Source organism: Flavobacterium plantiphilum (genome assembly GCF_046000495.1).
Classification (GTDB): Bacteria; Bacteroidota; Bacteroidia; order Flavobacteriales; family Flavobacteriaceae; genus Flavobacterium; species Flavobacterium plantiphilum.
In genome coordinates this window covers 214,679-227,976 of the sequence record NZ_JBELQA010000005.1, presented here as the reverse complement: position 1 = coordinate 227,976, position 13,298 = coordinate 214,679, and the positions used below count along the sequence as shown (strand labels likewise).

At 34.4% G+C, this 13,298-nt stretch carries 8 protein-coding genes; 6 read left to right on the top strand and 2 right to left on the bottom strand.

Annotated features, from left to right (window positions below; translation table 11 throughout):
• Positions 1 to 16: 16 nt before the first annotated feature.
• Together ABS764_RS10345 and ABS764_RS10340 are read right to left on the bottom strand one after the other, a co-directional pair.
• Positions 17 to 3,289 (bottom strand): SusC/RagA family TonB-linked outer membrane protein, encoded by a 3,273-nt coding sequence (locus ABS764_RS10345; RefSeq protein WP_408081717.1) that lies wholly within the window; start codon positions 3,287 to 3,289, stop codon positions 17 to 19.
• A gap of 1 nt (position 3,290) precedes the next feature.
• Entirely contained in the window at positions 3,291 to 5,537 is a 2,247-nt protein-coding gene (locus tag ABS764_RS10340; RefSeq protein WP_408081716.1) for a fasciclin domain-containing protein, read from the bottom strand.
• 415 nt (positions 5,538 to 5,952) lie between these two features.
• Here ABS764_RS10340 and ABS764_RS10335 point away from each other — a divergent pair, with 415 nt between their 5' ends.
• From ABS764_RS10335 to ABS764_RS10310, 6 genes are all read left to right on the top strand, one after another.
• Positions 5,953 to 6,690 carry an SDR family NAD(P)-dependent oxidoreductase gene (locus ABS764_RS10335; protein ID WP_408081715.1) on the top strand — a complete coding sequence of 246 codons (738 nt, stop codon included), beginning with the start codon at positions 5,953 to 5,955 and terminating at the stop codon, positions 6,688 to 6,690.
• 12 nt (positions 6,691 to 6,702) lie between these two features.
• Entirely contained in the window at positions 6,703 to 7,878 is a 1,176-nt protein-coding gene (gene uxuA, locus ABS764_RS10330) for a mannonate dehydratase (protein WP_408081714.1), read from the top strand.
• A gap of 139 nt (positions 7,879 to 8,017) precedes the next feature.
• On the top strand, positions 8,018 to 9,016 hold the full coding sequence (locus ABS764_RS10325) for a GntR family transcriptional regulator (protein ID WP_408081713.1): 999 nt from the start codon (positions 8,018 to 8,020) through the stop codon (positions 9,014 to 9,016).
• Positions 9,017 to 9,019: 3 nt separating this feature from the next.
• Positions 9,020 to 10,501 (top strand): xylulokinase, encoded by a 1,482-nt coding sequence (locus ABS764_RS10320; protein ID WP_408081711.1) that lies wholly within the window; start codon positions 9,020 to 9,022, stop codon positions 10,499 to 10,501.
• A 12-nt stretch (positions 10,502 to 10,513) separates the two neighbouring features.
• Positions 10,514 to 11,839, top strand: a complete 1,326-nt coding sequence (gene xylA / locus ABS764_RS10315; RefSeq protein WP_408081709.1) for a xylose isomerase — start codon at positions 10,514 to 10,516, stop codon at positions 11,837 to 11,839.
• A 344-nt stretch (positions 11,840 to 12,183) separates the two neighbouring features.
• A complete protein-coding gene (locus ABS764_RS10310) occupies positions 12,184 to 13,287 on the top strand; it encodes a PKD domain-containing protein (protein WP_408081708.1) in 1,104 nt (367 codons plus the stop codon).
• Positions 13,288 to 13,298 lie beyond the last annotated feature (11 nt).

Below are 13,298 nucleotides of genomic sequence, written 5' to 3'. Positions count from 1 at the left end.
TCAAATATTTTTTTGTTTAAAAACGGGTTGATAAACCAAATGAGAAACGTTTGGTAGGTGGTGTAGAAGCATTATCGATTGTAATACCAAAAGCTCCTTTACCCATACTTACCTCTGGATCCTGTCCTCTGTATTTTGTAAAAGTGTATAAGTTATCTGCTGTTATATACATTCTTACTTCTTCTAAGTTTAATTTCTTCAATAAGTTTTTACCCCAGTTATAGCTAAGAGTTACAGAACGTAAACGAACAAATGAAGCATCCTCAACATAACGATCCGAACCCAACCAGTTATAACCAGTTTGATGTATAGCTCTTGGCATATTGGTTACATCTCCAGGATTACGCCATCTGGCTAAAACAGCAGTACTCTGATTACTCCATCCATACATATTAGTGGTATTCATATCGGTTCCGTTAACAATATCAAAATCAAAACGATACGTAAAGAAAAGATTTAATTTCCATTGGTTGTTAAAACTAACGTTAGGTCCAAAACCTCCAGCAAATTTTGGATTGCTGTTTCCCAGATACACCACATCACGACTATCAATGTTACCGTCTTTATTGATATCTTCATAAATAGCATCACCAGGCTGAAAGGTATAGTCTGTTACTGGAAAATTAAAACGCATAAATACATCCTGACCATTAGGACCAACAATAACATTACCATTAGCATCTCGTGCTCTTGTAGCATCAAGATCAGTATACACTCCCTTGAATTTATATCCATAAAAAGAACCAAAAGGATTATCTACTTGTAAGAAACGTTTGAATTGTCCATTCCTGTCGGTATTTCCTTCTTCAGTTGCTACAAATTCAGACATTTCTGTAATCATATTTTTATTATTAGAAATATTAAAATTGAAATCTACTTTCCATTTACCGGATTTATAAGGTGTAGAATTAATCCCAATTTCCCATCCTTGATTTTTCAAAGTTCCTACGTTTTGATCAGATATACTGGTATATCCGGAAACTCCAGTTACAGCAAGATCTTCATAACGGAGATCTTTAGTAATCGTTTGATATATTTCAGCATCTATACTCAAACGCTTATTAAACATTTGAAGATTGAAACCTAAGTTTTTACCAATTTTTGTTTCCCAACGCAAATTACTTAATTCCATATTCCCGGGAACAATACCATTGAGACCTAGATAATCTGTTTGATAATTGTTATAAACATTATAAAAAACATAATCATCTTTTGGTGCTCCTCCGGAATGACCATAACTTAACCTCATACTTAAGTCATCTATATTTTTAAAATTTTTCATAAAAGGCTCGCCTGAAATTCTCCAACGTGTAGATATAGATGGAAAATAACCATATCTGTTTTTTCCTGCAAACTTAGAAGTTCCATCAGCTCTTAAACCTACATTTATCAGGTAACGATCTAACAAACCATATTGAGCAGTAAAAACAGCTCCCACGTTTCTTGACTGAGTATTAGATGTATATAATGTACCTGTTTCTGTTCTGGAAGGATTTGACGGATCTGTTAATACAGATGAAGCAGTATTTGATGTCATCACCTGATGTGCTGCATAACGGAAATCATTCGATTGTAAGGACAATAAAGCCTGAAAAGTTTGTTTTTCTCCTACATTGGGTGTATAAATAAAGTTAGTCTTTGTAATCACACTAGATTGATCAGAATCACCATCATAAGCTCTGTTTACTACAGTTTCTGTAAAAGGACGACCTGTGGCATTTTGAGGTAAAAAAGATTTATTTTTTCTTGATGCATAATCAAATTGTAAATCAAAAGTTGACATAAACACTCCAGGAACAATATCAACACTTAAATTAAAGTGGGGTACAATACGATTTTCTGCTATATCATTAATAGCTAATTCAGCCATAGCTAATGGATTATAAGTACCTCCATAGGTTCCCTGTACGTTTCTGGCCGGTGAGAAATAATTAGGAGTAAGATTTCCTGCTTCGTCAAACTCATAAATACTCATATTAGGCATTTTAGTATAAGCAACTCCTCGCAATTTGTCTTCACTATCTTTAGAGTTCACATAATTACGTTCCGTATCAGTATGAGTATAAGAAATATCTGTCTTGAACTTAATACGGTCAGATACAACATAATCCAAATTTAGCCTTGCATTTAATCTTTCTAAACCAGTACCAATAGTGACTCCTTTTGATTTATAGTATCCTACTGAGCTATAATATCTTGCTTTTTGCCCTCCCCCCTGTAAAGAAAGAGTATGCTCACCTGTAATACCAGGCTGAGTGATAGCATCTACCCAATTCGTATTCTGACTGTAGTTTTTAAAATAATACACATCTTGCGGATCATATTGAAATTCTTTTACAGTCAAAGTATTTAAAGGCACTCCATTCGCATTCATAAATTGTTCAGGAATCAATTGTGAATATTGATCACCGCTTAACATTGGAATAGTAGAAGGTAATTTAGAATATGTTCCTCTATAATTATACGTTATTCTTGGAGCACCTACAGATCCACGTTTAGTAGTAATTAATAAAACCCCTGCTGCAGCACGAGATCCCCAAATAGCAGTAGCTGCCGCATCTTTTAAAATGGTAATCGTTTCAATATCAGATGGTGCGATATTGATTAAGGCTGCGTAACTCTGATCATCAGCCGATCCAAAATTAAAATCTTCAGGTACCGAGGTTTCATAAGGCATACCGTCGACTACAATCAATGGATCTGAAGAACCTGTAATAGAAGAGGTTCCACGGATACGAATCTGCATCCCCGCACCAGGATCTCCACTACTGGCCACAATATCCACACCTGATAAACGCCCCTGTAAAGCCTCATCGATAGAGGCCGCCTGAGTATTTTCTAAATCTGCAGCATTAATAGAAACCGAACTCGTAGTACGATCACGATCAGCAATACGCATTAATCCATTATCTGATGTCTTAGCTGAAGTAACAACAATTTCTTTTAAGGATTCAACACTTGAAACCAGGAAAACCTTAATGGATACTTTTCCATTAATAGCCACTGTTTTAGATTTATAACCAATTGTTGAAACTGATAATTTGTTATTTGGATTCTTAACACGGATAGCAAAATTCCCATCAAAATCAGTAACCACACCTCCTACAGTACGATTTTCAGCATCCTGCTCTACTACAGTCGCTCCGGGAATAGTCTGATTATCCGCTGCATCAATAACCTGACCGCGAATCAGTACAGCAGTACTGGATTGTGCCAGAGCTGGTAAAGATGCCAGAATAATTAAGGCAAATGTAAAACTGTAAAATATTTTTGTAATTTGTTGTCTCATTTTATTCTGAAAATTTAATATAGTTATCTACTAAATGAATCAAAGATCTGTCTGCTAGATTATTACTTGAAGCTTTAATATAATTTGCAGATGAATCACTGTCAGTTATACTTTTAAACACTAATGTTCCTGGTGAACTCTGAATTTGTATGTATGTCTTTTCTCCCAGACCATCTTTTCTAAGCGTTTCAAACTGCCCTGTAACTAATCCATCATCAGAGGCCGTTGCATTCACTAAAATATGGTAACTGATAAAATCTGCTATTTTATCTATATCAGGTAGAAAAGTCGGTGTATAATTAGGAACCCCAGTAGAAGGCGTTCCAGGTAATACACCATCACGAACTGCTTGGGTAATTGCATCATTATTTGGCACAATAAACGTATATGAAGTTCCTAAACTAACTCCCCGAATAGCTCCTGTAGTAGTATTATAAACGGTCGAATTTTTAAGATAATTAAAAAATGATGAAAACTGAGATCCCGGAGCTTCTGCTAATTCTTTAATTTCTAAACCTTGAGGTCTATCAGTAAATTCAAATATATTATCAATATAATAAGTTACACCATTTTGCTGAACATCTGCAGCCCCTACAATATTAATAACATTACCCATTGCTTCAGTTCCTGCAGTAGATATTTTACCATTATTCCATTTAAGATATTCTCCCGGGAAATCTAAATCTCCGGAACGAATAATTCCTGAAGTAGTACGAATATTATCTAACTCCCCATTTGGAGTAGCTACTATGCTGTTGTAAAGAATACGATACAAGCGGGAACTTGCTGCTCCACCACTTACACTTAATCCTGTAGCTGGATTAGTATAAACCCATTGCGAACTATTAATATCATAATTATAACCTAAAGAACGAAGTAACGTATCTGAAGGCAAAAACAACACATATTTGTTCCTGATATTACTAATCATTTGTTTTATCTCTGTACTATTATATAATCTTGTAGCAAGTGTAAAGGCAGGATCTAAATATGCAGAGGTGTAAACACTGTAAAATAAATTTGATTTCTGTACTATGTCTGAACCGTAAAAGAATCCATTACTCAGGATTTTTTTATCAATGATATTAGCATTAAAATCAAATCGTAAATCTTCATCTAAACCGTTAGTATAACTGGCTGCTATAGATGGCCAAACTGCATTTTGAACCATGTGGGCATTAAAGAAATCCTGAAACACATACAAAGGCAGTTTGTCTACAGAAGGATAATGCTTCAAAAGAACATCTCTTACAAAAGGCTCCAAAGCAGCATTACTAGGAGCAATCATCGTAAAAGCATCACTTTGCCCATCATTATCCATTTCTTTTAAATAATTCTCACTATTAGGTGAAAATGCCAGTCCTGAATTATAAAATTTAATATAAACATCATCTGACTTTCCCGTAAAATTCTTATAACTGGCACTTACTGTTTCATTAAACTGATAAGTAACCAAATGCTCTTCAAGCATTTTATAAAATTCACTATATTTACTATTTGCTCCTTTTGCATTATCCTCTTCCAAATACTGAGCTATACTCAATGGAGGCAATACAACTTTGTTAACTTCATGAATAATCCCATTTTCTGCAATTATATCAGCCTGTTTAACACTTCCATCAAATAAATTAAATCCAGTGTACTCTTTACCAGAATAGAAATAATTAAAATCAAAAGAGCTTAAATTTTTAGCTGTAAAATATTCATCGGTAAAATAGGTAACATACTTATTATTGTTATCAGCAAAAAAATAACCTCCATTACGATTGGCATCAACCACAACCATTGGAGTTCCGTTAACGATTTTATTTTGATAACCATCATAAAAGGCAGTTCTTCTTCTAAAAGCATTATCTAACACCCATCCTTGTGAACTTTGATAATCCGACAGCTGATCTTCCCGAAAAGCATTATAAACTAAGGCATATCTAACTATCTTTGCAGCTGTAACATCATCAATTTTTGTTACATCAGATATTCCTTTTTCCTGAAAATACGCAGCAAAAGCTTCATCATTAGGCGCAAACATAGTCCAGTATCCTGATTTACTCAAAATATCCTTGTATCCGGCTTTTTCAATTAAGGTTCTAAAATTTTTAAAATTACCCAATTCATCTAATCGTTGATAAATGGGGTTCTCGAGATAATCTGGACGCGCATAGTATTCATCAAATACGTCTCGACTGCAACTGGAAAATAACGCCAGAAGCGGTAGGATTAATAAATAGTAATTAAATTTTCTCTTCATTATTGGTTAGCTTATAAGTGGTGAATAATTATTTATATTTTTTTTAACTATTTTTTGTCAATATTTAACTTTTCAAATGTATAGGTTCAACTTAATACATCCATCCTGTTGTATCCTGTTTTTTATATATGCATTAAAAAAAAATAAAAAAAAATATACATATCACAATGTATTCATTAATATACTAACAATGAACAAACCTTTATATTTACTGGATTTTTATTATTTCTGGCAACAAAATAGAAATACCAAAAAAACATATATATTAAATTAACATAGTTTTTGTAATCATTAAAAAAAGTCATCCAACTCAAACTCTCATAAATTATTGCCTTAAAATGAATTTTGTAAATACTCCGCAATAGATTTTTTTTAAATAATAATCTATTACTTTTGATTAAAAAAAACATTATCTATGAATACTAAAACAGCTATCGTCACCGGAGGAAATTCAGGATTAGGCTTTGCTACAGCAAAAAAATTATGCGAAAACGGAATTAAGACCTATATAATAGGACGCTCGAAAGAAAAAACAGAGGAAGCATGTGCTGAAATTGGTGCAAATGCAGTTCCTGTAATTTTTGACCTGAACAATTTAGACGGAATTCCTGCCATGATTGCCGAACTTGCAAAAGAAACTCCTATTGACATCTTAGTAAACAACGCAGGAATAAATCTGAAAAAAGAATTTACCGATGTAACCGATGAAGATTTCCTTTCAGTTATACACACGAATCTTTTAAGTGTTTTTACAGTAAGCCGCGAAGTCGTTAAAAACATGAAAGAAAATAAAAACGGAAGCATTGTCAATATTAGCTCAATGGCTTCACAATATGGGATACCAAAAGTAATCGCCTATTCAGCCAGTAAAGGAGCTATAGAATCTATGACTCGTGCTATGGCAGTGGAGTTGGCTTCGTTTGGAATTCGAGTGAACTGTATCGCTCCGGGATTTATCAAAACTAAAATGTCGGCCAAAGCATTAGATACCGATCCGGAAAGAAAAAACAAAGTTTTAGGAAGAACACCAATGGGATTCTTAGGAGAACCAAACGATATTGCAGACGCTGCTTATTTCTATGCCACATCGGAATCTAAATATGTAACAGGAACTGTACTTCCGGTAGATGGAGGAAATAGTATTGGATTTTAAAACTACTCATTTATGATACAAATGCAACAAACAATGCGATGGTTTGGACCTACTGACGCAATCGCATTACAAGACATTAGACAATGTGGCGTTTCCGGCATTGTAACGGCTTTACATCAAATCCCTGTTGGCGAAATCTGGACAGTTGAAGCCATACAGGAAAGACAAAAACTTATCCGGGAAGCTGGAATGGAATGGACCGTAATCGAAAGCTTAGCTGTTCACGAAGAAATCAAAAGAGCGTGTGGCGATTTTAAATTATACATCGAAAATTACAAAACGAGTCTAAGAAACATTGCGCAATGTGGTATCAAAGTGATTACTTATAACTTTATGCCAATTTTAGACTGGGTTCGTACCAATCATAATTTCGAGAATCCAGATGGTACAAAAGCATTATTATATAATCACATTGCATTTGTCTATTTTGACATTCATTTATTAAAAAGACCCAACGCCGAAAACGAATACGCTGCTGAACAAAAAGAACAAGCACTCGCTTTTGGCGCAAATCTTTCAACAGAAGAAAAAGAGCTTTTGTTTAAAAATGTACTTCTGGGGTTACCGGGAAGCAAAATCAATTTTACTGCTGAACAAATTTTATCCTTATTAGGCAATTACAAAGATATTGACGACAACAAATTAAGAGAAAATCTGATTTATTTCCTTTCTGAAGTCGCTCCTGTAGCCGAAGAATTAGGTTTAAAATTAGCCATACATCCTGACGACCCACCATTTTCTGTTATGGGTTTACCAAGAGTGGTTTGCACAGCCGATGATATTAAAAAAATCACCGAAGCCGTTCCTGTCAATGCAAATGGTTTATGCTATTGTACCGGTTCTCTTGGTGCAGATCCAAAAAATGATTTGGTTCAAATAATAAATGATTTTGGAGATCGAATCCATTTTTTACATCTTCGAAACGTAATTCGCAGTGACGAAAATATTTTTAGAGAATCGGAACATCTTAATGGTGATAACCCAATGGAAGCGGTTATTGAAAAATTAATTTTACTGATGAACAAAAGAAAAGTAAGTTTACCAATGCGTCCTGACCATGGATTCCTGCATTCATTAGAAGAAGGAAAAGAACAATATCCCGGGTATTCCTTAATCGGAAGAATGAAAGGCCTGGCCGAATTAAGAGGCTTAGAAATTGGACTGAAATACAAACTGCAACAAAGCTAACCTTAAAACATCTTTTGTCATACTACTCTCATTCGCAAAGCAGCAAATGGGAGTTTTTTTTATACAAAAAACCCAAAACTATTTTTTATATAAAAATTAAATCTATATTTGCATACCGGAACAGAACAGTACGTTAAAAATGGAAGACAATTTCAGCTTTACTATCAATCACGAAAGTGACATTCCAAAATACCAACAATTAGTGGATGGCATTAACAATGCTATTGCAGAAAATATTTTGGCAAAAGGCGACCAACTTCCGTCAGTGAATAGTATCTGTCAAAAAAACCAACTTTCCAGAGATACGGTTTTTAAAGCTTATACTATTTTAAAAGAACAAAAACTCATTGATTCCGTTCCTAATAAAGGATATTTTGTAGCTGGCGAAACCCGAAAAGTTTTGCTTGTATTAGACACTTTTAAAGCATACAAAGAAGTTTTATACCACTCCTTTGTAAACAATTTAGACGACAATATTATCGTTGATGTTCAATTTCACCATTATAATATTGATAATTTCAAAACTATCATCAATAACAGTATTGGAAAATATTTCAAATATGTAGTAATGAATTTTGATAATAAGGAAATTACTCCCACTCTATCAGTAATTTCTAATGATAAACTTTTGCTTATTGATTGGAATATTCATTCGAAATCAAAAAGTAATTACGTATTTCAGGATTTCGGAAAAGCCTTTTATCATGCATTGGAACAAGGCAAAGACCTTTTTAAAAAATACAGCGAAATTGTATTTATATATCCAAAATTCACCTATCACCCAAAAGAAACAGTAACTTATTTCAAAAGATTCTGTACCGATTTGAATTTCAGACACCAAGTTATTACCAATCCAAATGAATTTATCATTAAAAAAAACACAGCTTACATCAGTGTAAGTGATCGTATTCTTGGGATGTTTCTCGAACAATGCCGAGAACAAAACCTTGAACCGGGTAAAGATGTCGGTTTTTTATCTTATAATGAAACACCTATGAAAAAATTCATATACAAAGGTATTTCCGTAGTTACGACTGACTTCAATGAATTAGGAATCAAAGCAGCCCAGTTTGTCACCAATGATAAACCAATGCAATATTATGTACCAACAAAATTAACCATTAGAGAATCATTATAAATTATGTATTATATCGGATTTGACATAGGAAGTTCCTCTGTAAAAGTTGCCGTTGTAGAAGCAGCAACAGGAAAAAAATTAATTGCACTCCACGAACCCGCTGATGAAATGGCAATTACGGCCTATCACAAAGACTGGGCAGAACAAGATCCGGAAATGTGGTGGGAATATTGCTGCGTTGCCACTAAAAGAGCTATAAAAGAAGCCAATATTGATGCTTCTAAAATAACCGGAGTTGGTATTTCTTATCAAATGCACGGATTAGTGGTAGTGGATAAAAATGGGAAATCACTGCGAAATTCTATTATCTGGTGCGATAGCCGGGCAGTAGAAATTGGCGATAAAGCATTTGAAGATTTAGGCGAAGAGCAGTGTGCCTCTCACCTATTGAATTCTCCGGGAAATTTTACGGCATCAAAACTAACCTGGGTTAAAGAAAATGAACCAGAAATTTACAGCCAAATTTATAAATATATGCTTCCGGGTGATTTTATTGCTTACAAATTAACAGGCGAAATCAACACGACTAAAAATGGCCTTTCTGAAGGCATGCTTTGGGATTACAAAGAAAATGAAGTTGCCGAATGGCTGTTAAAATACTATGGAATTGACTACTCTTTAACTCCAAATATTGTGGAGAATTTTACCAATCAATGTTTCCTAAACGAAAAAGGAGCTATTGAATCAGGTCTCCCTGTTGGTATTCCGGTAGTCTATCGCGCTGGTGACCAACCCAACAATGCATTGTCACTAAACATTTTAAAATCAGGTGAAGTTGCTGCTACTGGTGGAACATCAGGTGTAATCTATGCCGTTACAGACCAATTAAAATCGAAAGAAACCTCCCGAATTAATAGCTTCGTACACGTTAATTACAGCAATGAAAAACCAACAGTAGGGAAATTATTGTGTATTAATGGTGCGGGAATTCAATACCGATGGCTGCGCAACCAATGCGGAATGGATTCTTATGAAAACATGAACCTTAAAGCTGAAGAAGTTGCTGTTGGTTCTGACGGAGTAGTTGTAATTCCTTTTGGAAACGGAGCTGAAAGAATGTTCAACAACAAAAATATTGGCAGTCATTTTCTAAATTTAAACCTCAACAAACACGGACACGGACATATGTATCGTGCCACTCTGGAAGGTATAGCTTTTGCTTTTGTTTACGGAATGGAAATCATGAAAGACGACAACGCACAAATAAACGTTATCAGAGCCGGAAACGACAATTTATTTCGCTCCGAAATTTTTTCAAATACAGTAGCGACTTTAATTGGTCACGAAATAGAAATTTACAATACCACAGGAGCTGTTGGTGCCGCAAGAGCTGTTGGCTTAATTGATGGCGATTACAAAACCTTTGGTGATAACATTATCAAAAATGATCACGTAATGACGTATATGCCTCTAAAAAACAGCAAACCTTATTTAGAAGCATATCAAAATTGGAAAAAAGAACTAGAACTCATTATAAACAAATAAATTAAAAACAAAATGGCAATTATAGGTAACAAAGAATACTTTAAAGGCATTAGCGAAATTAAATTTGAAGGAAAAGAATCGGATAATCCGTTAGCTTTCAAATATTACAATCCGGATCAGGTTGTAGCTGGAAAAACCATGCGTGAGCATTTTAAATTTGCAATAGCGTACTGGCATACTTTCTGCGGACAAGGTTCTGATCCATTTGGTCCGGGAACTCAAAATTTTCCTTGGGATCAGTCTAACGATCCAATCCAGGCTGCTAAAGACAAAGCAGATGCTGCTTTTGAATTTATTAGTAAAATGGGATTTGATTATTTCTGTTTCCACGATTACGATTTGATTGCCGAAGGAGCAACTTTAGCAGAATCTGAAAGCAGATTAGCGACTATTACCGAATATTTGAAACAAAAGAAAGCTGAATCAGGTATCAAATTGCTTTGGGGAACAGCTAACTGTTTTTCAAATCCCCGTTACATGAACGGAGCTGCTACCAATCCTGATTTTAATGTATTAGCCAGAGCTGGTGGTCAGGTAAAATTAGCTTTGGATGCTACTATTGCTTTAGATGGAGAAAACTATGTATTCTGGGGAGGACGTGAAGGTTATATGTCTTTGCTAAATACTGATATGGGACGCGAATTAGACCACATGGGACAATTTTTAATAAAAGCCAGAGATTATGCTCGTGCTCAGGGTTTTAAAGGGAACTTCTTTATTGAGCCAAAGCCAATGGAACCAATGAAACATCAATATGATTTTGATTCAGCTACGGCAATAGGATTTTTACATAAATATGGCTTAGAGAAAGATTTCAAAATCAATATCGAAGTAAACCATGCAACATTAGCACAACATACATTCCAACACGAAATTGAAGTTGCAGCTAATGCAGGAATGCTTGGAAGTTTAGATGCAAACCGTGGTGATTACCAAAACGGATGGGATACAGACCAATTCCCAAATAACATTCAGGAAACTACAGAAGCAATGTTGGTTTTCTTAAAAGCAGGAGGATTACAAGGTGGCGGAGTTAATTTTGACGCAAAAATCAGAAGAAATTCAACTGATTTAGAAGATGTTTTCTTAGCTCACATTGGGGGTGCAGATACTTTTGCAAGAGCATTACTAACTGCTGATAAAATCATCACTTCTTCTCCTTATGACAAATTAAGAACAGAAAGATACAGTTCTTTTGATTCCGGAAAAGGAAAAGATTTTGAGAACGGAAAATTAGACCTAAACGATTTATATAAAATTGCTTTAGAAAACGGAGAATTGGATTTAAAAAGCGGAAAACAAGAGCTTTTTGAAAACATTATCAATCAGTACATTTAATTTTAATTAAATATTTTTCCCTTTTTTTTTTAAAACACCCTACAGCATAAGAATATCTTGCTGTAGGGTGTTTTTGTTATATACTCTTTTTATTACTCAAAAACAGGATAGTACAGGATTCTCATACAAGATTAAAAGATTAATATTGAGGTATTAATAATTGGCTTATTCAAAAAACAATTGTATTCAGCTCATTTATTACTCGCAAGTATTTGTAAAAAAAAGAAATTTCATCCGTTTTGGAAAATTATAATTTAGTTTTTAGTTTAGTTTTAGTGTGAGTTTTTAGTTTTAAGCCCTATCATTTATGCTAGGGCTTTTGAATTATTAAAGAAAAGAGAGTAATGAAAATCAAAACTTTATGTATTAGCTTAAATATAAAACAGATTATAATATCTATCCTGTTTTTATTGTCAGGCATTCATGCAAAATCACAAGACAACAGAAGTTTTCAGATTTTTCAGTTTCCTGCTAATAAAATACCCGTGGTTGACGGAAATAGTGATGATTGGGAAATTGTCCCTGAAAATTATAACGTTGGGATGAACCAATTGTGGGATGACAGCGGAAAACAGTCCAAAGCCAACCCAAAAAATCTGGAGGTAAGTGTAAAAGTAGGCTGGGTAAAAGGACTCAACCGCTTGTATTTTCTCTATGAAGCTTATGATGATTATTGGGATTTTTCTCTTCCGGGATTACACAACGACACCTTTGAATTGATTGTAGATGCAGATCAGTCCGGTGGACCTTTTATTGATCGGTTTCATCCCAACCCTACGCTAACAAATACAATGGATGCCTATTTTTCCTATCATGGTGTTCATGCTCAAAATTACCATATTTTTACTCCTGCTCTGGAAAAAGACTGGACTATGGTCTGGGGAAGTCAGCCATGGATCAAAAATTTACCTTTTGCTAATGCATCTTATCATTATGATTTTAAACCCGGAGAAAGCGGAAAATTAACTTTAGAATTCTGGATTACTCCTTTTGATTATGCCGGAAATGATCCGTCCAGGGCAGTGGAATCTATCTTAACAGAAAATAAAAACATCGGTCTTTGCTGGGCAATAATCGACTATGATGATGTAAATAAAACCGAAAATAATGGTTTCTGGAATCTTTCCAAAGAGCACAAAATGTATGGTAATGCCTCCTACAGCCTGCCTTTTAAACTAATGCCTCTGGAAAAACAATTTAAAAAAGAAATGGAATCAAAATGGTCTTTTAAAGTATTGAATACAGATAAAAGAGAAGTCGCTTTCTTTGATGAATCAGAAGGTGAAATCAACTCCTGGAATTGGGATTTTGGTGATGGAAGCAGTTCAACTGAACAAAATCCGACTCATCAATATCAGGAAGCTGGTAAATATGTTGTAATTTTAAAAATTCAAGGTCCAAAAGGTACTTCTCAGCTGTCAAAGGTATGGGATGTAGCCGTAAAATAATGACTGCAAAT